Genomic DNA, 24,310 nt, shown 5'->3' with positions numbered 1-24,310 from the left:
CCATGTATGAGTATGTTTGAGCTTCAATGGGCGATTTCGACGCAACGGGTCTCGCGGAGCACCGTCACCTTGACCTCGCCGGGATAGGTCAACTGGTTCTGAATCGCTTGCGCGATCTCGCGGCAGAGCGTGGCGGCCGAGGCGTCGTCGAGCTGCTGGCTGTCGACCATGACGCGAACCTCGCGGCCGGCCTGGACGGCGTACGCCTGATCGACGCCCGGGAAGCCGAGGACCAGCGATTCCAGCTCTTCCAGCCGCCGGACGTATTTTTCCAGAGTGGCGCGCCGCGCCCCCGGCCGGCTGGCGCTGACAGCGTCGGCCGCAGCGACCAGGACCGTGTACGGGGCGTCGACCCGGAGGTCGTCGTGGTGCCCGAGCGCGGCGTGGGTCACCTCGCCCCCCTCGCCGTACCGCTTCAGCAGCTCGGCGCCGACGGCGGGGTGGCCTCCCTCCATCTCGTGGTCGGCCGCCTTGCCCAGATCGTGCAAGAGTCCGCACCGCCGCCCCAGGGTGCCGCTCAAGCCGATCTCCTCGGCCATCATGCCGGTCAAGAAGGCGACCTCGATCGAGTGCCGGAGGACATTCTGCGAGTAGCTCGTGCGGAACTTGAGCCGGCCCAGGTAGTCGAGCAGCTTGTCGTGGAGTCCGACGACTTCGGCCTCGGCGGCCGCCTCCTGACCAAGCTTGCGGATGTGCTGCTCCATCTCGTCCTGGGTCTCTCTGACGATCTCCTCGATACGGGTCGGATGGATGCGGCCGTCCTGGATCAGCTTCTCCAGCGACAGCTTGGCGACCTCGCGGCGGACGCTGTCGAAGCCGGTGACGACCACGACTCCCGGCGTGTCGTCGACGATCACGTCGACCCCCGTGGCCTTCTCGAACGCCCGGATGTTCCGCCCCTCGCGGCCGATGATCCGCCCCTTCATCTCGTCGCTGGGGATGTCGACCGTGCTGACCGTGATCTCGGCGGTGTGGGACGCGGCGTAGCGCTGGATCGCGATCGACAGGATCTCGCGGGCCTTGGTCTGGCAGGCCTCGCGGACCATCGTCTCGTGCCTCAAGATCCGACCGCCGACCTCGACCCGAAGGTCGTTCTCGATCCGTGCGAGAAGGATCTTCCGGGCCTCGTCCGGGACGAGGCCGCTGATTCGCTGCAACTCGTTGCGCTGGTCGGCTTCGAGGTGCTGGACCACCTGGCGGTTCTTCCGGATCTCTTCCTGTTGCTCGGCCAGGCGGCGCTGGAGGGTCTCGATGTCGCGCTCCTTGCCGTTGAGCAGTTCGAGCTTCTGATCGAGGAGGTCGCCGCGCTTGTCCAGCCGCCGCTCCTGGTCGCGGAGGTCTTTCCGCGACTGGTCCGTCTCAATGTCCAGCTCGGCGCGCCGGCGGAGCGAATCCTCCTTGGATTGAAGCTCCGCCTGGATGCGGATGGTCAGAGCCTCGCGTTCGGCGTTGCTGAGGATCTGATCGGCCAGGCCGTGCGCCGTGTCGGCTCGGTGCCGGGCTGACAGGTGCATGGCGCACCACGCCCCAAGAACCCCCAGGATGAGGCCGATCAAGCCCCCGATCATCTCTCCGTACACGACGCTCGGCCTTTCCAGGTCTGACGCTGCTTGACTGGGGACCGGCCGGCTCGCCGTAGCGTCTCGGGAGCATCCTTCGACCGGCCCGAGTTCCGCCGACACGATCCACGCCGAAGTGGACTCGATTCGTCTCGGATCGTCGCCGGCGCCGTCGGGAGGGGCCACGGCTGGGGCGTCGACCGCCGGAGCCGTCCCGGAAGTCGTCTGAAGAACTCCAGATTCCTCGGTCGCCCCCCATTGAGCGAGAATCCTATTCTACTCTAACAGAAGGGAGGGGACGGTCAATCGTTTGGCGGCCCTCCGCCCCAGCGTCGACCCGCCCCCCCCCGCGGCACTCCTTGCACGACCGAATCAACCCACTCGGGCCGACAGCCTTACTTGGCTCGACGCGTGTAGCTGATCTCCATCAACTTGAAGAACTCGTCGCCGGCTTCGGCGATTTTCATGTTCATGGTAAAGACCCGAGCGTCTTTGCCCTTGTGAAGCGTCGTCATCTTGAGATCGTACGGCTTGCCCGACGCCGGGTCGGTGCCCTTGGCGGTCGCGGTTTCGGTGTGGGTCGCCTCATCGTACTCGCCTTCCGTCAGCATCATGTGCGGATCGGTCGAATCGACCCAGACGCCGACGTACCTCTTCTTGTGGACGTCGTAACCCGTGACGCTACGCCCCACAAACTCCTTGTCGCCGATCTTGCCCTCGAATTTGCCGAGCTGCCAGAGGCCGCCGGGCATGACCGAAATCTCCTCGACGCCCTTCGAGACCGTCGGCTCGGCGCCCGGCCCCTGCGCCCAGAGCTTGACCTCGGCGTCCCAGACGCCGACGTCTTCAGCCAGACGCTTGTGCTCGGCCGTCGGCTCCACGACCGGCGCGTCCTGAGCCTCGGCCCGCAGCCCCAACCCCAGCAGGCACGCCGCGGCCGCCGCAACGCAATACGACTTGTTCATCAATCGCTCCTGAACTGAAACTGTACGCAATGCCACTTCGACCGGTCGTCAGTATCGGCTCGACGTACTCATCCGTCCAGTAAAAAGTCCCGAATTTCGGAACGCTTTGGTGGGGACCGGAGGGCCGTCTCATCCGCCCCCGAGAATTCTGGGCCCGGTTTCCACTGTCTTCGACGGCCGCGCGACGGTATTTCTGGATTCAGGCCAAAGCGCGATCGAGACGCCGAGAGAAGGATCGAGTCGTGAACGACATCAACGAGGCGGGGTCGGAGCGGTATCAGCGAGGCCGGCGCCTTCGCGACGCCTGCCCGCGCAAGTCGCACGCCGAGTGGCGACCCGCGGCCGACCGGACCGACCCGATCGCATTGCTGGAGGCTTCGAGCCGAGGTCGCATCCCCGAGCTGATCCCCGTGCGATACGGCCGGATGTTGCAGTCGCCGCTCGCCTTTTACCGAGGCGCCGCCCTCAACATGGCGGCGGATCTGGCGACGACCCCGGCCAGCGGCCCGCGACCTCAGATCTGCGGCGACTGCCACCTCCTCAACTTCGGCGCCTTCGCGACCCCCGAGCGTCGGGTGGTCTTCGACATCAACGACTTCGACGAGACCTTCCCCGCCCCCTGGGAGTGGGACGTCAAGCGGCTGGCCGCCAGCTTCGTCCTGGCCTGCCGCCACAACGGCCTATCGGAGGTCGTCGCCGGCGACGTGGCGCTGGCCTGCGTGCGGTCTTACCGTGAGCGACTGGCCGAGTTCAGCCGGATGCGAGTCCTCGAGTCGTGGTACGCCAAGATCGAGCTCGACGACCTCATCCCGCTGATCAAGGACGAATCGACCCGGAAACAGACCCAGAAGCGACTGGCCAAGGCCCGCGAGCGGAGCGTCCGGGAGCACGACGACCCGAAGCTTGAGGCCGTCGTCGACGGCGAGGCGACCATCAAGGACAACCCGCCCTTGATCTACCACCTTCCCGAAGTGGGCCGCGACGCCTTCGCCGCCCGGGTGCTCTCGGCGCTCTCCGGCTATCGCGAGAGCCTGGCCCCGGAGCGCCGGGCGCTGCTGGACCGGTTCGAGCTCAAGGACGTCGCAATCAAGGTCGTCGGCGTGGGGAGCGTCGGCACCTGGTGCAGCGTGGCGCTGTTGCTGGCGGGCGAGCACGACCCGCTGTTCCTCCAGATCAAGGAGGCTCGCGCATCGGTCCTCGAACCGTACGCCGGAGGCGTCCCGGCGGCGAACCACGGCGAGCGGATCGTCCTGGGCTGCCGGCTCATGCAGTCGGCGAGCGACCTCTTCCTCGGCTGGACCCAGATCGAGGGAGGTGTTCATTTCTACGTCCGACAACTCAAGGATATGAAAATCAAGCCGCTCGTCGAACTCTTCAATGCAAGCGTGATGCTCCAGTACGCCCAGCTCTGCGGGTGGTCGCTGGCCCGGGCCCACGCCCGGTCGGGCGGGGCGGCCGAGATCAGCGGATACCTCGGCCGCGGCGACGTCTTCGACAAGGCCGTCGCCGCCTTTTCATCCACATATGCAGATCAAACCGAACGCGACCACGAAGCCCTCGTCAAGGCCGTCCACGACGGCCGCCTGCAAGCCGAGTCCAGCGCCGCGGTCGCGGGCTGAGGTTCTTCAGCGGGGCAGGGCGGGGAGTTCCTCAACGGCCGCAGGAGCCGAGGCGGTCGCGGCGGCTGGTCGAGCAGCCGCCGGTTCCCGGGCGCCGCGAGCCATGACGGGCTCGCCCAGATGTTCGTGGAGAATCCGCCGCACCTCCTGGATCGCCTCGCCGTCCTTCTGGACCCCGTGCCCCGACCGAACCACCTTCTCCGACGCGACCCCATCAAGATGCGAGCTTCGGTACGGCACGACGCCGTCGGTCGTCTGCGGCTTGGGGACGGGCCGTTCCGAGCCGATGATCGAGTGCGTCATGACTCTCGGGTCCGGCTTCATTGCCAGGATCGCCGTCAGGATCGGGGAGTCGGTCGCCAGGGTCTCGATGCTCGTCGGGAACCGCTTGAACCTTCGCCCGAAGGCGTCGGGGTTGTCTTTCACGAGTTGGCCGAGCAGCTTGTGGATGTGGTCGGGGTCGGAGATCAGGTTGGCCCCGACTCGCCCCACCACCCCACGCGACAGATCTGATCCCCGGTGGGGCGTCGCCAGAAACACCACCCGGCTGACGCTCGGCACAGGCTCGAAGAACAGCAGCCGGCGAAGCTCGGCCAGCACCGGCGGCGGGCCGAGGATCTCGTCGAACGACCGGTCCGAATTGAGCTGCCAGAGTTCCTCGCCGCTCGAAACCATCATGCAGTGACTGAGCAGCCCTCCCATCGAATGACCGAGCAGGACCATCTGGTCGAACGCCGGCTCGCGGCCGTCGGGGTTGAACATCGCCTTGGCCTGCCCGAGCGCGTCGCGGAGGTTGGCCGCCGCGATCGGCAAGGGGACGCCCGTCGGGTACATGTAGAGCAGGAACTGATACCGCCCCTGGATCGTCGGGTCGCGCAACAGCTCGTCAAGCATCGGAATCCAGGCCAGCGGGCTGCTGATGAGGCCGTGTACCATGACGACGGGGATCTTGCCGGGCTCGTAGGGCCGGATCATCAACAGGTTGGCCCTCTCAAGCGCCTCGCCGGGGTGCCGCAAGCCGGTCCACCGGTAGCGTTCCAGGTCGGTTTGCGACCACATGTAGGCTAGCGGGGTCGTCAGGTCGGTCTCCAGGGCGATCTGGTTGGGCGACTGGCCGACCACCCGTCGCTTGACGGGGTCGATCAGCTCCAGGGTGCACTGGCGGACTGCGTTCACGTCCTCCCCCGGGTCGCGGAGCCGCGAGTTCGGGACCAGGAACGCCGTCAGCGGGAACGCCATTTCGGCCGGGTAAAACCGCTCGTCGGCCGGGCGGTCTTCCTTCTTCGGGTCGCTCTGGCGAACGCCGATCAGCGGGACGCCCAGGCCGTACTGGTTGCGGCTGGTCGCCAGGCCGCTGACCTCGAAGTCCGAGGCCAGTATCAACTTATGGATGTCGGTCGGCTTCCAGGGCGAGTCGCGAAGGGCCACCTGGAGCACCTGCTCGTCGCGGTTGCTGACCTTCAGCTTGATGACCCCCTGCGGGTCGATCGGGTCCTTCGACTGCGCGGCGCGGATGATCCGTTCGAGTCCCGCGTTGTAGATCTCGCAGGCGAGCCGGTAACGGGGATCGGACGGCGCGCGGCCGTCGGCCAGCTCAGGGTCGAAGAGGTAGTCGTGCGCGTAGCCCACCGCGTCGAGATACCGCTCCAGCGCCAGGGCCTTGCGCCAGCGGTCCTGCTTGCAGCCGTCGATCCAGGAAAGCTCGGCCAGGGCGTAGACCAGCTCGGCGTTGGGCCGCCCCCGGGCGACCTTCTCCAGACTCAGAAGAGCCCCGTTGACGTCCTTGCGATACCGGCCTTCCAGATCGTACCGCTTGAGCGTTTCGAGTGTCCTTCCGCTCGGTCGATCGATGCCCGCGATGCTGTGCTGGAACGACGAGAAGCCTCGGTCGCCCTTGCTGGGCTGGATGGAAATATCCGACCAACCCAAAAAGGTGGACGCGATCATCACAAGTTGTGCAATCGGCATGTCGGGTCACTCCCTCGACCCAGGGTGACGGCTAGGTTCGGGCGGCAGCCGGCGACCGCGAATCCGAGCAGAGCCAGGCCCCACCCGGCGGCCGAATCATGACGCCGACGCCCCCGACGGTCAATGCCGATCAGCCCGACGGAATGCATTGAAAAGGCTTCACCAAAGTGCCCGAAGTCCGAGCGTCGGATGATCTTTCCAGTTTGGCTTCGTTCGCGCCGCAATCTGGTTTGGAACGCTTCGCGCGGCGTCCTCTCAACCTCACCTTCACCCGTCGCACCGAGGCCGCGCTCCTCACAATCGCCCCCAAGAAGTCCGCCGAAATTGGCTTTGTTTGACGCGGACGGACATACGGCGATTTGACCACACCCACTTGCCAACCAACGACTTACAGCCCCCGCGAATTTGGCTTCGATTGGCGATAAACCGCGTGGGACGCGCCCGACGGCCGCCGGACCGGCCCCCGATTGGGTTTGTTCGGCGGTTTTTCTCGTCCATCCACCGGTCGTCTCCCGCGCCTCGTCGGCTCTTCTCTCACGAGGAGGCATTGGGTTCGATTGTCCGAGTTTTTCGATAAGACGGAGGAAGGGAATGCGTCCCCGTCGCTCGCATCCTCCGCGAGCGGATCGAGCGGGGGGTCTTCCACCTGTCGAGCGGATTGAGAACGAGCGAGGGAGGGAGCCTCCCATTATGAAGTTACGATCAAACCGCCGATTCCGAAAGAATATCCGGACGGTTCGCCAGTCGAGGATGGGTCAACGGCTCGTTTTCGGGATGAGGACGGACGTGACGGATCGGAGGATGCGCCAGGATACGCCGAGCAAGAGGAAAACGACGGCACCGACGAGGGCGAGATTGGCCGTCGGTTCCTTGGCGAGCGGACGCCCCACCGCTACCGGGCGGGACATCATGAGCCGGATTCAGGGAGGGTGTTGGAAGAGAGATTACGAAGCGCCTCGACCATCTCTCGGTATTCGTCGCCGGCGACCCAGTCGACCCCGGCGGCGGAGGAGGCGATCCATCGAACCCTGGCGGCCTCGTCGTCGACGAAGCGGTAGCCGCCGTTGAGCGGCCCGGTGTGGCCGTTGAGGCTGTAGATTCGAATCCGGAATCCACGAGAATGGGCCAGGGCCGTCAAGGCGCCCAGTCGATCGGCGTCGGCCCGGGTCCAGTCGCCGGCCGAGGCCGGCCCGCCCCGCTCAATGGCCCCCCAGTGGAAGGCCAGAAAGCGAAGGTAGGCAGTCGAGGGCCCGGGGATGTACGTCGCGACATCGGCCTCATACCTGGCGCCGGCGCCGATGACGCGATCCCGAAAAGCACGGTAGACGCCGCCGGACGGTATCAAGGCGTCGTAGGCGTCCTTCGCGGCCTCGCTACCGCTGAAGCAGACGGTGATTCGCCGGGTCGTCAAGGGGGAGTCGGGCGACTTGGGGGCCGAGGAAAACCACTCGGCGTGGGCGTCGAGCAAGTCATTGAACAGTCGAACAGCCTCGGGCTTGCCCGTCTTCCAGTCGATCGTGAGGACGGTCGGCGCGCCGTCGGGCCGGGGCGCCTTCAAACGGGCTTCCAGTACGGGTATCAGCGAGGTCTCCAGCCGAGGGTAGGCGACGCCGGGCCGGGGCGTCGCATCATGGCCGATGATGAGTTGCTTCGCCGCATCATCCCACCCGAGGTCGATCTCGATGTTGTCGATCCCCAGCGCAAGCGCCTCGTTGAGCCTGGGGTTGTCGGTTCGATTCTCCGCGTAGCAGTTATGAGCGCTGATAGGCAAAGGGCGGGAAGGGCCGTCCGCGAACGAAGCCGGCGACAGGGCGAATGTCAGTAATGTGGCCGATCGAACGATTTTCATGAACATGAAGCCGTCCTCAGAAGGGATCTTGCGCCGAGCCCGACTCCGGGACACGGGCAGTCCAGGTCGCGACCGATGGAACGCCGTCGGACTACATTGGCTGAACCGGGGACCGGCTTCAACCGGTAGGTTTCTCTAAAGCGGTTTGCGTTTGAGTTGCATACAATAATCAAAACAAGCTGTCGCGAGCATGCCTTCTCTCCGCGGCGGGGAGAAGGCGGCCGGAACGGCCGGATGAGGGGTGAATCATAGGAATTCCTCGGTTGCAAGGGCGATCGAAGAACCCCTCATCCGCCCCTACGGTGCACCTTCTCCTGCACGGGGAGAAGGGAATTCGGCGTCGGCCCGCGTGCAACCCAATCGCAAACCGCTCCAAGCTCCCCGTGGGAAGCGCGGACAGCCTCGAATTCAGATCAGCCCTTCGCGCCAGGGACCGGTGATGGCGAGCGTGATGCCGGGGATCTGGAGGTTGGCGAACAGCCAATTCCCATCCGGGCTGAAGGTGGCTCCCGCCCATTCGAGCTTACGATAGTCGCGGTCGAAGCCGCGATGGGGCGTCTTGCGCAGGTCGACGGCGTTGGCGGCGAACGGGACCACCGCACCCTCGGACGTCAGGCACTGAAGGCGCTGTTGAGGGGCGGTGCTGCCGTCCTCGCAGATCACCAGGCCCCCGCGACGGCTCATCGTGATATTGTCGGGCATGTCGAGGACCATCCCGCTTGGGGAGTCGAAGAGGAGCGTCAGCTTTTCCTCGGCGGGGACGTAGCACCAAACCTGGCCGGCGGCCGAGTCACCGCCGCTCTTGGCCGTGAAGTAGATCTTCCCCTGATTATGCCAGCACCCTTCAAGGCCCGAGAACATCGCCGCCTGCTGCGCAGATCCCTGACGGAAGCAGCCATCGCCTCGTCGCCTCTCATCGGCGTGCACGACCTCCGGACTCTCTATGTCCACCCAGGAGACCTCGAAGGTCTGTCCGGCCTTCAGCCCCTTGACGAGATTCTGGGTCCCCTTGGCCTTGAGCATCTGGACCTTGCCGCCGGCCTGGAGATCCCGAGGTTTGTTGGGAAGGTAGCGGTAGAAGCCAGCCCGTCCCTAGTCCTCGGTCATGTAGACGAAGCCCGAGGCCGGGTCGAACGAAATCGCTTCGTGTGTGAATCGCCCCATGCCCTTGATGGGTCTTGCCTCGGAAGTCCCCTGGGAAGGCACTTCGAAGACCCAGCCGTGGGTCTGCTCGAACTCAAGCCCCTTGGCGTCCTTGGAATCCTCCTTATCGCCGTTCTCGAGGGTGGTCTCCTCGCAACTGAGCCAGGTCCCCCACGGAGTCGGGCCGCCGGCGCAGTTCCTGACCGTGCCGCCAAGGCTGACCCACGACGATTCGAGCTTGGCGGTCTTGGTGTTGAAGACCAGATTCGTGCAGCCTCCCTTGCCGAACCTGTCGTACACCGAACCGGTCTTGCCGATGGCGACCCCCGATCCATTGACCTCGTGATTCCGACAGAGCGTCACGGTGTCGCCGTCGGACGCGATCACGGCCATCCCGTCGTGCGAGTCGGGGGTCTTGCTCCCGTCGGAGAGTTCGTCGCCGGCCCAGCCGAAGGAGACGTAGCGGAACCCCTCGGGGAGTTCGAGAAGTTCCAGGCCGGTGTTCTCGTCCCGTGTCGGCCGAAGCGGGCCGAAATCCGCGACAGGAGCGATTTCCCCCGCGCCGAGACGCCGGGTCCAATCTCCGAAAGGGGAGGCGAGGGAAGCGGCCCCGAGGGCCGCGGCACCGTGCATGAATCCGCGTCGCGTAGTGATCATCTGCATACTCTCCAATACGCCTGCTTCGTCAAGAGGAAGGCCGGGATGCGCGGTCTCGGCCCGGATCGGAAAACCATGCGAAGCCACGAGAGCCGAACAAGCGCGGTTCGCATCGCGGTTGCACACGGATCGAAGGATGAATCCCCTTCTCTCCCAGAGTGGGCCGGACGACCCTACACGGTAATCGAGGGCTGGATGAACAAGCTCGGAGCGCCTGCGAGTCAAGCATTCGGACGGCGGATTTGGGAATTCACTCGCTGATCCTTCGAACTTGTATTCGGACCTTGAACGTCGCGGGTAGTTGGGTCTTAGTAGGCGTCCGCGCTGACGACCTCGCCCCCACCTCGGGTGCCAAGCGACCACCAGGTCGGTCGGCTGATCGATTCCTTGATGAACTTCACGCTTCCGTCAGTGAACAGCGTGTTGACGCCGCCGGGATGCATGCTCGTGGCGGGGAGCGAGATGCTGCCATTGTCGCTCTGGCTCGGGTTGCCCTGCGGCCGGCAGACGTTGAATGGGAACTGCTTGTCGTTAGGCGTCTGGCCGACGTTGAAGATCGATCCTTCCGACGCCGACGCCCACCGATACCCGCGGTGGCTCGTGATCTTGACCGACGCGGGGTTGTTCCACTCCGTCAGGCAGTCGTTCAGGCCGGCCATGAACGCCGCCGAGGCCGCCGGCGAGCTATTGAAATCGTCCTGATAATAGGACGCCACGACGTTGCCGGTGACGACGCCGTTGCCCCGATACTTGCCCCCCGGACTCGAAGTGCCGACGCCTCGGTTCGACTCATTGCCCTTGTTGTCCCCGACGAGCGCCTCGGCGAACAGGACGGTGTTCGAGGTGCCGTCGGTGGCGTTTTGGATTCCATACGAGAGCCATACGGCGAACATGCCCGTGCTGCCCATGCCGTCGGCGTTCTGCATGCTGCCCGACCCGTTGTTGGGACCCGTGGGCCACTCGCTCGTGGTCCCGTAGCAGGCGTGGTAATTGTTGGTGTTCTGAATCGCGGCGTTCGGGTCGGTGGGGCAGAGGAACGACGACACGACCGTCCGGACGACCGTACTATTCATCGGCTGGACGACGGTGTCGTGGATCTCCTCGGCGAAGTTGAAATTGATAGCGTTGTAGAGCGGCGCCTGCTCGACGAACGGCAAGGCCGACGCCAGCGCGCTCCAGCCGCGCCAATCCGCGTAACCCGGGCAGCTCGTCGGCGGGTCGGAGTTGCAGTTCTTGGACGCGGCCATCGGGAATACGTTGTTGGTCTGGTGGTAGTTGTGCATCGCCAGACCAATTTGTTTGAGGTTGTTCGTGCACTGGATCCGCCGCGCGGCTTCGCGCGCCGCCTGAACCGCCGGCAACAGCAGAGCGATCAAGACCGCTATGATCGCGATCACGACCAGCAACTCGATCAGGGTGAACCCCTTCTCCCGCGCTCTCATCTCAATAGTCCTTCTCTGAAGGCGTCGACTTAAGACGCTCCGAAACCAAGACGAATCAGAATCAGCGCCCGGGGACGGCCGCCGGCTCAATGTCGAGACGCGCGCGGTTTCGCTTTGACCTTCTGCTTGAGCAACGCTTCAGTCGTCTCCTCCAGCGGCAAGGGCGGCGGATCTTTGATCACCGTCCCCGGCGCCGCGGCCCCGCCCGAACCGCACCCCGGCGTCGGAACCAGCACGATCGACGCCGCGACCGAGAGAACCAGAATTCGCACGATACGGACGAGCATCCCGTCCTCCTAAGATGACGACGGCGTGTGGGTTCGATGAAGTTTTCATTATTATCATATTCTTGCGTCATATTTCGTTTATGACTACAAGGAGCCACACTATAGCGCCGACCTCGCGCACATTCAAGACGCCTAATGAAAGATTCATATTGTTTCGTCGCAAGCGGCCGGCCCGGAGTGTTCCGATCCGCCGGGTCCGACGTGGCGGGTTCTGCGTTACGCTCGTCGACGCGGCTCGCGGACCGGCCGGCGGACCCGATAATCAGAACGCCCCACTCCACCGCGCGACGGCAAACGCTTACAATCGGGCACGGAGACTCGCTCGTGGCGGACAACGGCGACCGACCGGAAAATCCAGGACAGCGGCCGGACGACAATTCACGTTGGGCGTGATTACGGATGAGTCGCTCGTCCGTCGTCGCTCACCGTGGCGTCGATGAAGGTGCAACCATGCTCAGAACTTGGCTTCGGTGGATTGCGGTCTTGGCAGTGGTCGTGGGCGCGGGGGTGGGCTACTGGCTTTGGCGCGAATATCAGCGGCGGTCGATGTTGCCGGATGGGATCGTGTCGGGCAACGGCCGGATCGAGTCGATCCAGGTGGACGTGGCGGCCAAGTACGCCGGGCGGATCAGCCGGATCTTCGCGCGTGAGGGCGACCTCGTGAAGACCGGGCAGGTGCTCGCCAAGATGGACACCGAGGAGATGGAAGCCGAGCTCGCCAAGGACAAGGCGAAGGTGGCCGAGGCCGAGGAGGCTGAGAACCAGGTCAAGGCGGAGATCGTCCAGCGCGAGAGCGAGCTCAAGTACCAGAACCAGTTGTACGACCGCAACCGGGCGCTCCTTGCCCGCAGTGTGATCTCTCGGGAGGAGATGGAGCAGACGCACTCCAAGCGCGACGTCGCCGTCGCGGCCCTCGACGCGACGAAGGCCAAGCTCCAGACCAGCCGACGGTCGATCGAGGCCGCCGCGGCGGAGGTCAAGCGGATCCAGACCCAGATCGTCGACTCGACCCTGACCTCGCCGGTCGAAGGCCGCGTGCTCTACAAGTTGGCCGAGGAACGCGAGGTCCTCGCCGCCGGCGGCAAGGTTCTCACGCTCATCAACCTCGGCGACATCTATATGGAGATCTTCCTCCCCTCGCGGCAAGCGGCCCGAGTCGAGATCGGCGCCGACGCGCGGATCGTGCTCGACGCCGCTCCCCAGTACGCGGCCCGCGCGAAGGTCTCGTTCGTCTCGCCCGAAGCCCAGTTCACGCCGAAGCAAGTCGAGACGCAAAGCGAGCGCGACAAGCTGATGTTCCGGATCAAACTCCAGGTCCCCCAGGAACTCGTGCTCCCGTACATCGAGAAGATCAAGACCGGCGTGCGCGGCGTCGGATACATCAAGCTCGACGAGGCGACCCCGTGGCCCGAGAAGCTCGAACGCCGGTTCCCAATGCCCGAGCCGACCAAGCCCACGAACGCCGAGCCGGCGACGACGGAGCCGAAGACGCCAACGGAGCCGAAGGCGGAGGAGACCCCCGTTCCCAAAACGTGAGCATTCCTTCTCCCCCCGGGAGAAGGTGGCCGGCACGGCCGGATGAGGGTCGCGGGATTTCGATGTGCGCCAGGGAAAGCGGTTGAATTCGTCGGCCGTAATCCGTGGTGGACGCATCGACCCTCACCCGGCCTACGGCCACCCTCTCCCGGGGGGAGAGGGGGAACGACTTGCCGACGTGATGATGTGTTCTCGATCAGGGAAATGGGAAGACGCCGCCCCATCTACGATCCAACTTCAATCCGCGCCAGGTTTCCTCCATGTCATCCACAACACCACCTCCGGTCGCGACGCTCACGGCCGTCTCGCACAGTTACGATCGCTCGACGCGCGCGATCGACGGTGTGACGGCCGAGTTTCCGGCCGGCTGCATGATCGGCTTGCTCGGTCCGGACGGCGTCGGCAAGTCGAGCCTCATGGGGCTGGTCGCGGGGGCGAAGAAGATCCAGGACGGCAAGGTCCTCGTGCTCGGCGGCGACATGGCCGACGTTCAGCACCGGCGCGACGTCTGCACGCGAATCGCCTACATGCCCCAGGGGCTCGGCAAGAACCTTTACCCCGAGCTGAGCGTCTTCGAGAACATCGACTTCTTCGCGCGGCTGTTCGGGCTCTCGGGCTCGGAACGTCGCGAGCGGATCTCCGCTCTGCTCGAAGCCACGGGCCTGGGCCCGTTCCCCAACCGGCCGGCCGGCAAGCTCTCCGGAGGCATGAAGCAGAAGGTCAGCCTCTGCGGCGCGCTGATCCACGAGCCGGACCTGCTGATCCTCGACGAGCCGACGACGGGCGTCGACCCGCTGTCGCGACAACAATTCTGGTCGCTGATCGACGCCATCCGATCGGCGAGGCCCGCGATGAGCGTGCTGGTCTCGACGGCCTATATGGACGAGGCCCGCCGGTTCGATTGGCTGATGGTGATGGACGCCGGCCGCATCCTCGCCACCGGGACGCCGGAAGACATCCAGAACCGCACCGGGTGCGACAACCTCGAAGAAGCGTTCGTCGCCCTGCTGCCCGAGGAGAAGCGCGGGGGAACGAAGAAATTGACGATTCCGCCGCGTCCCCCGGCGACCGGCGAGCCGGCCATCGTGGCCCGGCATCTCACGAAACGGTTCGGCGACTTCACGGCCGTCAACGACGTCAGCTTCACGATCGAGCGCGGCGAGATCTTCGGCTTCCTCGGCTCAAACGGCTGCGGCAAGTCGACGACCATGAAGATGCTGACCGGGCTGCTGCCGGCCTCGGAGGGCGAGGCGCTGCTGTTCGGCAAGACGGTCGACGCAGGGAGCCTCGAAGTCCGCAAGCGAGTCGGCTACATGTCGCAGTCGTTCTCGCTCTACGGCGAGTTGACCGTCGCTCAGAACCTCTGGCTGCACGCGAGGCTGTTCCACCTTCCCCTCGCGACGATGGCCGAGCGGATCGACGGCCTCGTCAAGCGGTTCGGCCTCGGCCCGTACCTCGACCATGCGTCCGAATCGCTGCCGCTGGGCCTGCGACAGCGGCTCTCGTTGGCGGTGGCGGTCGTCCACGAGCCGGAGATCCTGATCCTCGACGAGCCGACCTCGGGCGTCGACCCCGTCGCCCGCGACGAATTCTGGGAGCTGCTGATCGAACTGTCGCGACGCGACGGCATCACGATCTTCATCACGACCCACTTCATGAACGAGGCGCTGCGGTGCGATCGGATATCGCTGATGCACGCCGGCAACGTGCTGGCGTGCGACGCACCGGCCGCCCTCATCGCCGCGCGCGGCGCTCCCGACCTGGAGACGGCCTTCATCGGTTACATCGAGGACGCAATCGGCGAATCGGCCGACGCCCAGCAGGCCGGCGACGCCCGCGAGGCGCTGGCGAAGGCGCTCACGTCGAGCGGCCCTCGCGACACGCACGGGTCGTCGGCGCCGATCAACCTGGGCCGGCTGCTGGCGTACACCCGGCGCGAGACGCTGGAGATCCTTCGCGATCCGGTCCGGCTGGCGTTCGCGTTCGTCGGCTCGATGGTCTTGATGCTGGTCTTCGGCTACGGGATCACGATGGACGTCGAGAACATCCGGTTCGCGGAGCTGGATTACGACCAGACGCCCGAGAGCCGCGGCTATATCGAAGCGTTTTCCAGCTCGCGATCTTTCCAGCATGAGCAGCCGGCGCTCGCCCCCGAGGAGGGGGAGCGCCGGCTGCGTTCGAACGACGTGTCGATGGTGCTGGAGGTCGAGCCGAACTTCGGCCGGCGGGTCAAGCAGAGCCACACGCCCGAAGCCCTGGCGACGGTCGACGGCGCCAATCCGTTCCGGGCCGAGACCATCAAGCAGTACGCATCGGGGACGCACACCCGCCAGCTTGAGGAAGTCTACCGATCGCAGTACGAGGGGGACACGCTCCCGCTGTTCGCCGACGTGGAGCTTCGCTTCATGTACAACCCGAGCTTCGAGAGCATCTACGCCATCGCGCCCAGCGTGCCGCCGATGCTCCTGATCTTGATTCCAGCCATTCTCATGTCGGTGAGCGTCGTCCGCGAGAAGGAGCTGGGCTCGATCACCAACTTCTACGTGACGCCGACCACGCGGCTCGACTTTTTGATCGGCAAGCAGCTCCCGTACATCGCCATCGGGCTCATCAACTTCGTCGTCGTCACCGCGCTCACGGTCTTCGTCTTCGGCGTGCCGATCAAGGGGAGCGGGCTGAGCCTGCTCGGCTGCGCGTTCCTGTACGTGATCGTGACCACGGCGGTGGGCCTGCTGGTGTCGGGCTTCACCTCGACTCAGGTGGCGGCGGTCTTCGTCACCGCGATCGTCACGATGCTGCCGACGACGCAGTTCTCGGGCATGCTCCAGCCGGTCTCGACGCTGATGGGCGCGGCGCGGATGATCGGCTCGCTCTGGCCCACGACGTACTATATGCACGCGAGCGTCGGGGCCTTCACCAAGGGGCTGGGCCCTCGGCTGCTCGCCTTCGACGCGCTGGCGCTCGCGGCGTTCATCCCGGTGTTGATGCTGCTCGCCGTCGCCGCGTTGCGAAGCCAGGAGACCTGATGGAAACGCTCGCCAACATCTTCTGGCTCGGCACCAAGGAGCTGCGCAGCCTGCGGAGCGACAGGGTGCTCGTCGTGTTCGTGATCTACGCCTTCAGCCTGGCGATCATCACGCAGGCGCGGGGCACTTCGTCCGAAGTGTACAACGCGTCAATCGCGTTCGTCGACGAGGATCATTCCACGCTCTCCAAGAAATTGATCCATGCGTTCTTTCCGCCGCAGTTCAAGCCCCCCGTCGAGATCGCGGCGCGCGAGGCCGACGCGGCGATGGACAGCGGCCGGTTCATGTTCGTCGTCGTCATCCCGCCGCGCTACGAGCTGAACCTTCGCGCGGGCCGGCGGGCCGAGGTCCAGGTGAACATCGACGCCACCGCGATGCTCCAGGCGAGCGTCGGCGCGTCGTACATTCAGAACATCCTCTCGACCGAGACAGCCGACTTCCTGTCGCGGTCGAACGCCAAGTTCACCTACCCGGCCCAGCTCGTCGTCCGCAAGGCGTTCAATCCCAACGGCGACACCTCGTGGTTCAGCAGCATCGTCGCCATGATCAACCAGGTGACGATGCTGACGACGATCTTGACCGGCGCGGCGCTGATTCGCGAGCGCGAGCACGGCACGATCGAGCACCTGCTGGTCATGCCGCTCTCGGCCCTGGAAATCGCGCTGGCGAAGGTCTGGTCGAACGCCCTGGTGATCCTGATCGCGGTGTTGGCCTCGCTCTTCTTCGTGATACGCGGCGTGTTGCACGTGCCGATCGCCGGCTCGCCGATGCTCTTCTTGTTCGGCGTGGTGCTCTACCTGTTCTTCGCCACGGCCCTCGGCGTCTTTCTGGGGACCATCGCCCGGACGATGGCGCAGTTCGCGCTGCTCATCATGCTGATCCTGATGGTGCTGCAATTGCTTTCGGGCGGATCGACGCCCGTCGAGAGCCAGCCCCCGTGGCTTCAGAAGCTCACCTTCTTGCTGCCTTCGCGACACTTCGTGAGCTTCTCGCAGTCGATCATCTACCGCGGCGCGGGGCTCGAATCGGTCTGGCCCAACTTCCTGGCCGTCGCCCTCATCGGCCTGGCGTTCTTCATCTTCAGCCTGAAACTCTTCCGGCGGTCGATCTCGCTGAGTCGATAGACCGGTCAACGCAACCTGGAAGGCGGAACCATGACTCGCGAAGGAACGAACGCCTATCTCGTCGGCGGCGGGATCGCGTCGCTCTCGGCTGCGGCCTACCTGATTCGCGACGGCGAACTGCCCGGGGCGAACATCCACATCTTCGAGGCGCTCGACGTCGTCGGCGGCAGCATGGACGGCGCGGGGTCGCCGGAGAAAGGCTACGTCATTCGCGGCGGACGCATGTTCAATTTCTCGTACGTCTGCACGTACGACCTGCTGTCGTTCATCCCGTCGCTGACCGACCCGTCGAAAACCGTGATCGACGAGTTCCGCGAATTCAACGCCCGGGTCAAGACCCACGCCGACTGCCGGCTGGTCGCCGGAGGCCGCAAGCTCGACGTCTCGTCGATGGGCTTCGGCATGAAGGATCAGCTCGACCTGATCGAGGTAACGCTTCGCTCCGAGGAATCGCTGGGCGTGAAGCGGATCAACGAGTGCTTCGCTCCCGCGTTCTTCGAGACGAATTTCTGGCTGATGTGGGCGTCGATGTTCGGGTTCGAGCCCTGGCATAGCGCCGTGGAGTTCAAACGCTACCTCCACCGGTTCGTCCACGAGTTCCCACGCATCAACACGCTCGCCGGCGTCGATCGTTCGCCGTACAACCAGTTCGACTCGGTCATCCTGCCGATCGCGACCTGGCTCAAGTCGCAGGGCGTCCAGTTCCTCACCGGCGCCGAGGTGACGGACGTCGAACTCCGCCCTGGCTCCGACCACTCGACCGTGACGCGGATTCGGTACGTGCGGAAGGGTGTGGAGAACGAAATCGCCGTGAACGAAACCGATCTCGTCTTCGTCACGAACGGTTCGATGACGGCGGCGTCGACTCTGGGATCGCAGACGACGGCCCCGGCGCTCGACGACCGCAAGACGGGCGACTGGACGCTCTGGGAGAAGTTGGCGCGGAGTCGACGCGATTTCGGCCGCCCCTCTGTCTTCGACGATCACGTCGACGAATCGAAATGGGAGTCGTTCACCGTCACCTGCCGCGACCCGGAGATGTTCCGGCTGATCGAGGAATTCACCGGCAACGCCCCCGGCACCGGGGCGCTCGTGACGATCACGGATTCGTCGTGGCTGATGTCGATCGTTGTCGCCTATCAGCCGCACTTCCTGAATCAGCCGAGCGACGTCCAGGTCTTCTGGGGCTACGGCCTGTTCGTCGACCGCCCCGGCGACTTCGTCAAGAAGCCGATGGCCGACTGCACGGGCGCGGAGATCCTCGTCGAGCTTTGCTCTCACCTGGGCTTCGTCGACTCGATCCCGAAGATCCTCGCAACCTGCCAGTGCATCCCGTGCATGATGCCTTATGTCACGAGCCAGTTCCTGGTGCGCGGCCCCGGCGACCGCCCGGACGTCGTCCCGAAGGGCTCGACCAACCTTGCGTTCATCGGCCAGTTCTGCGAGCTTCCCGACGACACGGTGTTCACCGTCGAATACTCCGTCCGCGCAGCGCAGACGGCGGTCTTCTCACTCTTGAAGCTGGACAAGCAACCGCCGCCGGTCAATCGCGGCGACCACGACCCGAAGGTGCTCGCCGAGGCGCTCAAGACGATGTTCAGTTGACCTCGAACACGGCCGAGCGTTACTCGGGCGTCGGGTTGGCGACCCATTCGAGGTACTGGTCGACGACCTCGTTGATCGGGCCGTCGGCGACGAGTCGGCCCTGGCGCATCCAGAGGCCGCGGTCGCACAGCTCGCGGAGCGAGGCCATCTCGTGCGACACCAGGATCACAGCGTGCGATCGGTTCATGAGGCTGCGGATGCGTTCCTTGGCCTTGTCCTTGAACGCCTGGTCGCCGACCCCGAGCGACTCGTCGACCAGGAGGATCTCCGGGTCGATCTCGGTGGCCACGCCGAAGGCCAGCCGCGCGTACATGCCGCTCGAATAATACTTGAGCGGCAGGTGGGCGAACTCGCGCAGGCCGGTGAATTCGTGGATGCCGTCCACTTTCGCCATCATCTGCTTTCGCGTAAATCCGAGCATCGCTCCGTTGAGCAGGATGTTGTCGTAGCCAGACAGCTCGGGGTTGAAGCCCGCGCCCATCTCGATCAAGGGGGCGACCATGCCGCGAACGTTCAGCACACCGGTCGTCGGCGGATAGATCCTCGCGAGCAGCCGCAGCAGTGTGCTCTTGCCCGCCCCGTTCGAGCCGAGGATGCCGATCCGCTCGCCGTGGTTGATCCGCAGGTTCACGTCACTCAGCGCCCAGAACTCGGAGTCCGGCACCGGCTTTTCACGGCGCAGCAGCAGTTCGAGGACGGCGCGTTTGAACGTGTACGACTTGTCGGAGTAGTTCACGAACTTGAGGGAGACGCCGCGGAGCTCGATCAAGGGGTCGACGGCTTTCGCCCGGTCCTTCCGAACGCCACGGTTCCGGCCCTCAGAGTCGGAATACCATCTTGTCTTCGTTGGACTTGAACGTGGCATAACCGACCCCCAGGCTGACCGTCGCGAGGACGGCGGCGATGATCATCAAACTGATCTGCGGCCAGCGCCCCTCGCAGAGAATGTCGTGAAAGATCTCGATGAAATAGAAGGCGGGATTGAGCCAGAACCGCCACCGCACCGGCTCGGGGAAATCCTCGAGATGGTAGATGATCGGAGTGGCGAAATACCAGGCCTGGAGGAACACCGAAACCAGGTGCGCGCAGTCGCGGAAGAACGTGTTCGTCGTCGCCACCAGCAGGCTCAGGCCGAGCGTGAAGGCCACGAACAGCCCCATCGCCACCGGCAGCAGCAACATCGGCAGTGAAGGCCGGGCGCCCAACGGCAACAGCAAGACGAAGAGCGCCGCCAACGACAGGACCATCGTTACCAGGTTAATGAGCACCCGCACCAGCGGGAACACCAGCTTGGGGACGTAGATCTTGCGGATCAGCCCCTCGTTGACCAGGATACAGGCCGTCGCCTCGGAGATGCTCCCCGCCATGAACGTCCAGGGGACGATCCCGGCCAGGAGAAACACGCTGTAGTTCTCTCTGGAGGGGAACAGGTTGGAGAACACGATCGACAGGATCATCATCATCAAGAGCGGGTTGATGAGCGTCCAGAGGAAGCCCATGAACGACCGCTGATAGCGGACGTGCAGCTCTTGCATGACCATGTTCTGCACGACCGGCCAGAACCGGGTCAGCTCGGCGTAGTCGGTCTGGATGCGGCGCGACCAGCTCGGAGTCTGACGGACGGACGGGGGCGCTGGAAAGCTGTCTGTGGCCGCGACCGAAGTTTCGTTACAGACATCCATGTTTAAAAAACACCCGTCTCCAAGCGTCGATTCGCGACGAAATCCCTTCGCCCACAGCCTCGACGGCCGGGATCTTACGAGGAACCTCCCCATCACGGAAGATCAACCCGCAAGATCCCCGTTCGAGCCGTCCGCGCGCCTCGAAACCCGCGCGTCAATCGCTGTCGTCCTTGGGAGTTACGGCGCGGACGCCGATCCGGGCGGCGAGCCGGACCTTCTGCCGGTTCGACAGCTCGTTGATGTAGTGCGAGCGGAGCGCGCTGAGCCATCGGATCTCGCGCCCGTCGTAGCTGACCCGGACGTGCGTGAGGATCGGCCCGGCGAGGCCGAAGGTGCGCTGAATGCCCGGCACGACGTCGGCGTTCGAGGCGATCTGGTTGTATCCCACGCCCACGCCCTTCGCGAACGCGGCGTAGTCGATATGTGCGATCTCGGTCGCGGTCGTCCGGCGGTATACCGGCTCCTGGAGCATCTGCATGTAGTGATACGCGCCGTCGTCGAACACGAAGAACTTGACCGGCAGTCCCAGACGGGCGGCCGACGACAGCTCCATGGCCGACATCAAAAAGCAGCCGTCGCCGGTGACGCAGACGACGTGGCGGTCGGGCCGAACCCGCTGGGCGCCGATCGAAGCGGGGATCGCCCAGCCCATGCTCTGGTTGTCGCTCGGCGTGAAGTACCGCCGCGACGCCTGCACTTCGACCGTCTCCGACGCCCAGTGCGTCGAGGCCGTCACGTCGACGAAGATCAGCTCCTCGGGGCCTAGCACGCATCGAAGCTGGCTGAGGAAGTACATGGGGTCGACGCAGGGCTCGATCTTGACCGTCCGCGCCTCGCAGCGGTCGACCTGCCGAAGGTTCTGGATCTTCTGCACGAGCGCAGGGGCGGGGGGACGGCAGATCGTGGCGACGTCCCCGAGCAGGCGGTCGAGGAAGACCCGCGAGTCCGAGCACAGGCAGTGGAGCGTCGGCACGTTGCGGCCGAGATTTTCGGGATTGATGTCGACGTGGATCACGTCGGTTTTGGGGATCGCGTAATTCGCGGTCGAGACCTCACTGTACCGCACGCCCACTGCCAGAACGAGGTCGACGTCCTGAAACGCCTTCTCGGCGGCGCGGGTGCCTTGCTTGCCGTAACCCCAGCCGACCGCCAGCGGGTGAGCGTCAGGGATCACCCCCTTGCCGCTGACCGAGGTCGCCACCGGCGCCTGGAGCGCCTCGGCGACGGCTGCGAGCGACGGACCGGCCTCGGCGCATCCCACGCCCGCATAAATACCGATCCGCTTGCGGCGGTCCCGCAAATGGCCGACGATCCGCTGATAAGCGGCCTCGTCGAACGGGACGGGCAGGGGGGGCGGCGGCGCGTGGTCGTAGTCCCAGACTTCGTTGAAGAACGGGTAGGGGATCATCACGCCGACCGGCCCCGGCTCGCCCGACCGGGCGACGCGGAACGCCTGGAAGATCGCGCCGGGGATCTCCGCCTGGTGGCGGACCGTGAACAGGGCCTTCACGACGGGCCGGAGAAGGGCCTCATTGGGCAAGCCGTGAACCTGGCCCACCGGCGCATTCGCCGCGCGGTCGATGTCGGTCACGATCCCCACGATCGGGACGCTGTCGTAGAGCGCCTCGCCGATGCCGGTCAGGCAGTTCGTCAGCCCCGGTCCTGGAACGACCGAGAAGACGCCGACTTCTCCCGTGGCGCGGGCCGAAGCGTCGGCCATGACGCTGGCCGACGCTTCGTGCGCGACCAGCATGTAGGGGACCTCGTACGCCTTGAATGCGTCCCAGAGATCGTTGTTCTGCGCGCCGGGAATCCCGAATACGCACCGCACGGCTTCACAGCGGAGTGCGGCGGCGGCGGCCTGTGCGCCCGTCATCCGGCCGCGAACGCCCTCTCGACGAGCGAAGCGGCCGAGTTCGACAGGGCCGGCCTCGGCTTGGGGTGCGGTTGCCGTCGTCGCCGTTGCGACCACTCCCGCCACACCCACGGCCGTCCCCAGCGCCTCACGGCGATTGAGCCTTGGTGACACGATCCGACTCCCTTCGGATAGTTCTCATCCTGGTCCGCCGGCCCGGTCGGTCCGCACCGCTCTCCGGGCCCTGTCGGTGATGCGTCAGGATGCGCAACTCCGTCGTGATCGTATCGGCATCCTCGCCGCGCGGGCTGTCCCGCGAGGAGTCTGATAATCGACCTCGGACGGGCCGATGGGCGGTCGACCGTCATAACCGGAAGTCTCATGTTGGACTTCAGGATCGAGGAGCCGCGCGACGGTCGACGAACGGGTTGAGGATCTCGGGACGATAGCGCGACCGGTCCTCGCGAATCTTACGGATGCACTCAAGGATGATCGGCCCCTGGTAGTCGATCGCGTCGAGGCTCTGAAACCAGGCGGGCCAGTCGATCGAGCCCAGGCCGGGGGGCTGGTGCGAGTCTTGCCGACCATCGTTGTCGTGGACGTGGGTCGTCGCCAACAGGCCGCGAGCGGCGAGGGTCTCGGTGGCGGCGTTGGTGGTGATATGGGCGTGGCCCGTGTCGATCGCCAGCGCGAGCCGGGGATGATCCAGATCGTGGAGGATGCGGGCGAGGTCTTCCGTCCGGCTCCCCGGGAAAACTCCCGGAGGCATGTTCTCGACGCAGACGACGACCCCGGTCCCTTCCGCGTGGTCGGCGACGGCCAGCAAGCCGCGAGCCAGGGCGTCGCCGCGGGCGTCGCGGTCGGTCGAGTCCGAGAGGCCGCCGGGGTGAACGACCAGCTTGGCGCCGCCGGCGGTTTCGAGCCAATCGACGCAACGCTTCAGGTCGTCGACCGAATCGCGGTGCGTCGAGGGATCGAGAGAACCGAGGTCGACCCGACCGGCGCGGATCGATTCGCCCCCCCAGCAGCCGTGGGCGCTGTGGATCGCCAGCCCCCGGCCGGCGACCTTCGCCTGGAGCAGGCTCGGGTCGGGGAGGGTGTTCCAGAGCGGCAGAATTTCGAGGACGGATGCGCCGATCCATTCGGCCAGATCGAGCTCGTCGTCGAGGCGAGCCTTGGGAAAGCCGTAAACGATCATCGTTCCGAGCACGCGCCTGGCCACACTCGCCTTCCTTGTCGTCAAGGCCGCGCCCGATGGTCGCCGACCGATTGTGATACCTCTTGTCGAACCGTCCTCTGGGAGTCATGATAGCAGCGAAACGGCTCCGGACCACCGCACCGCCCTTCTTTGATCACACCCAGGGGGCTGAACAGGCAAGCCGATGGGACCCGGAAACGACCGACCAACCCGCTGGCCCAGCGCCGCGGGCCTGTGCGTGCTTCGGGTCGATGCCGCGATAGAGAAGAAAGGAAAGCCGCGCATGCCGCCAGCGACCCTGGTCGACCCCGCATCCATCGACACGTCGCACGTCCTGCTCAATCGGGAACAGATCCGCCGATTGAACCCCCAGCGCTTCGAGATGGAACAACTTACGGCAATCGTCTCGATCGATGAGAAGCACAAGCTGATCGTCGGCTACAAGGACGTTCTGCCGGACGAGTTCTGGGTGCGCGGCCACATGCCCGACTACCCGCTCTTGCCTGGCGTCCTGATGTGCGAGGCCGCCGCGCAGCTCGCGAGCTGCTACTGCGTCCACACCAAGCTGGTGCAGGACGGCTTCGTGGGATTCGGCGGCATGGAAGACGTGCGCTTCCGTGGCCAGGTGCGGCCCGGCGATCGACTCTTGCTGATCGGCAAGGCGAGGCGGCTGCATCGCCGCCAGACCATCTTCGACGTCCAGGGTTTCGTCGAAGGCAACATGGTCTTCCATGGCCAGATGATCGGCGTCACCCTGTCCAGCCAAAACGAAAGCCCGAGCTGAAACCGAACCGC

The 24,310-nt window shown here is 65.2% G+C and carries 16 protein-coding genes and 1 pseudogene; 6 read left to right on the top strand and 11 right to left on the bottom strand.

Annotated features, from left to right (window positions below):
• Nucleotides 1–23: 23 nt before the first annotated feature.
• Together rny and BSF38_RS06170 are read right to left on the bottom strand one after the other, a co-directional pair.
• Nucleotides 24–1,568 (bottom strand): ribonuclease Y, encoded by a 1,545-nt coding sequence (rny, locus tag BSF38_RS06175; protein ID WP_076343970.1) that lies wholly within the window; start codon nucleotides 1,566–1,568, stop codon nucleotides 24–26.
• Between the two features lie 386 nt (nucleotides 1,569–1,954).
• The gene (locus BSF38_RS06170) at nucleotides 1,955–2,524 is read right to left on the bottom strand and encodes a DUF1579 domain-containing protein (RefSeq protein WP_076350625.1); all 570 of its coding nucleotides are present in this window, start codon (nucleotides 2,522–2,524) and stop codon (nucleotides 1,955–1,957) included.
• 242 nt (nucleotides 2,525–2,766) lie between these two features.
• Between BSF38_RS06170 and BSF38_RS06165 the strand changes: the two genes are divergently transcribed.
• Complete coding sequence (locus BSF38_RS06165; protein ID WP_076343968.1) at nucleotides 2,767–4,143, top strand: DUF2252 domain-containing protein; 1,377 nt, start codon at nucleotides 2,767–2,769, stop codon at nucleotides 4,141–4,143.
• 6 nt (nucleotides 4,144–4,149) lie between these two features.
• Here BSF38_RS06165 and BSF38_RS06160 read toward each other — a convergent pair whose 3' ends face one another.
• The 5 genes and pseudogenes from BSF38_RS06160 to BSF38_RS06140 all read right to left on the bottom strand — a co-directional run bounded on the left by BSF38_RS06160 (nucleotide 4,150) and on the right by BSF38_RS06140 (nucleotide 11,489).
• Nucleotides 4,150–6,111 (bottom strand): esterase/lipase family protein, encoded by a 1,962-nt coding sequence (locus tag BSF38_RS06160; RefSeq protein ID WP_145951991.1) that lies wholly within the window; start codon nucleotides 6,109–6,111, stop codon nucleotides 4,150–4,152.
• Nucleotides 6,112–7,018: 907 nt separating this feature from the next.
• Complete coding sequence (locus tag BSF38_RS06155; RefSeq protein WP_076350624.1) at nucleotides 7,019–7,960, bottom strand: PI-PLC domain-containing protein; 942 nt, start codon at nucleotides 7,958–7,960, stop codon at nucleotides 7,019–7,021.
• A gap of 408 nt (nucleotides 7,961–8,368) precedes the next feature.
• Nucleotides 8,369–9,736 (bottom strand): annotated as a pseudogene (locus tag BSF38_RS31915) (alkaline phosphatase PhoX).
• A 332-nt stretch (nucleotides 9,737–10,068) separates the two neighbouring features.
• Nucleotides 10,069–11,202, bottom strand: coding sequence for a DUF1559 domain-containing protein (locus BSF38_RS06145; protein WP_076343964.1), 1,134 nt, complete (start codon nucleotides 11,200–11,202; stop codon nucleotides 10,069–10,071).
• Between the two features lie 86 nt (nucleotides 11,203–11,288).
• Nucleotides 11,289–11,489 (bottom strand): hypothetical protein, encoded by a 201-nt coding sequence (locus tag BSF38_RS06140; protein ID WP_076343962.1) that lies wholly within the window; start codon nucleotides 11,487–11,489, stop codon nucleotides 11,289–11,291.
• Nucleotides 11,490–11,978: 489 nt separating this feature from the next.
• Between BSF38_RS06140 and BSF38_RS06135 the strand changes: the two genes are divergently transcribed.
• The 4 genes from BSF38_RS06135 (at nucleotide 11,979) to BSF38_RS06120 (ending at nucleotide 18,780) form a co-directional block, all read left to right on the top strand.
• Entirely contained in the window at nucleotides 11,979–13,025 is a 1,047-nt protein-coding gene (locus BSF38_RS06135; protein WP_237170897.1) for an HlyD family secretion protein, read from the top strand.
• A gap of 260 nt (nucleotides 13,026–13,285) precedes the next feature.
• Nucleotides 13,286–16,051 carry a ribosome-associated ATPase/putative transporter RbbA gene (gene rbbA / locus BSF38_RS06130; protein WP_076343958.1) on the top strand — a complete coding sequence of 922 codons (2,766 nt, stop codon included), beginning with the start codon at nucleotides 13,286–13,288 and terminating at the stop codon, nucleotides 16,049–16,051.
• Nucleotides 16,051–17,175 carry an ABC transporter permease gene (locus tag BSF38_RS06125; RefSeq protein ID WP_076343956.1) on the top strand — a complete coding sequence of 375 codons (1,125 nt, stop codon included), beginning with the start codon at nucleotides 16,051–16,053 and terminating at the stop codon, nucleotides 17,173–17,175. The genes rbbA and BSF38_RS06125 overlap by 1 nt, the downstream gene beginning before the upstream one ends.
• 30 nt (nucleotides 17,176–17,205) lie before the next feature.
• Nucleotides 17,206–18,780 (top strand): oleate hydratase, encoded by a 1,575-nt coding sequence (locus BSF38_RS06120; protein ID WP_076343954.1) that lies wholly within the window; start codon nucleotides 17,206–17,208, stop codon nucleotides 18,778–18,780.
• Between the two features lie 19 nt (nucleotides 18,781–18,799).
• Here the strand turns inward: BSF38_RS06120 and BSF38_RS06115 are convergent, their stop codons facing one another.
• The 4 genes from BSF38_RS06115 to BSF38_RS06100 all read right to left on the bottom strand — a co-directional run bounded on the left by BSF38_RS06115 (nucleotide 18,800) and on the right by BSF38_RS06100 (nucleotide 23,539).
• Nucleotides 18,800–19,549: an ABC transporter ATP-binding protein gene (locus BSF38_RS06115; RefSeq protein WP_076343952.1), complete on the bottom strand. Its 750-nt coding sequence runs from the start codon at nucleotides 19,547–19,549 to the stop codon at nucleotides 18,800–18,802.
• A gap of 49 nt (nucleotides 19,550–19,598) precedes the next feature.
• The gene (locus BSF38_RS06110) at nucleotides 19,599–20,462 is read right to left on the bottom strand and encodes an ABC transporter permease (RefSeq protein ID WP_076343950.1); all 864 of its coding nucleotides are present in this window, start codon (nucleotides 20,460–20,462) and stop codon (nucleotides 19,599–19,601) included.
• 154 nt (nucleotides 20,463–20,616) lie between these two features.
• Nucleotides 20,617–22,338 (bottom strand): thiamine pyrophosphate-binding protein, encoded by a 1,722-nt coding sequence (locus BSF38_RS06105; protein WP_237170761.1) that lies wholly within the window; start codon nucleotides 22,336–22,338, stop codon nucleotides 20,617–20,619.
• A 370-nt stretch (nucleotides 22,339–22,708) separates the two neighbouring features.
• The gene (locus tag BSF38_RS06100) at nucleotides 22,709–23,539 is read right to left on the bottom strand and encodes a sugar phosphate isomerase/epimerase family protein (RefSeq protein WP_237170760.1); all 831 of its coding nucleotides are present in this window, start codon (nucleotides 23,537–23,539) and stop codon (nucleotides 22,709–22,711) included.
• 259 nt (nucleotides 23,540–23,798) lie between these two features.
• On the opposite strand from BSF38_RS06100, the gene BSF38_RS06095 reads away from it, so the two are divergent.
• Nucleotides 23,799–24,299, top strand: a complete 501-nt coding sequence (locus tag BSF38_RS06095; RefSeq protein ID WP_076343944.1) for a 3-hydroxyacyl-ACP dehydratase FabZ family protein — start codon at nucleotides 23,799–23,801, stop codon at nucleotides 24,297–24,299.
• The last annotated feature ends 11 nt before the right edge of the window (nucleotides 24,300–24,310 follow it).

This window comes from Paludisphaera borealis (assembly GCF_001956985.1).
GTDB lineage: Bacteria > Planctomycetota > Planctomycetia > Isosphaerales > Isosphaeraceae > Paludisphaera > Paludisphaera borealis.
The sequence above is the reverse complement of the archived record's forward strand: the minus strand, read 5'-3'. Positions and strand labels throughout refer to the sequence as shown.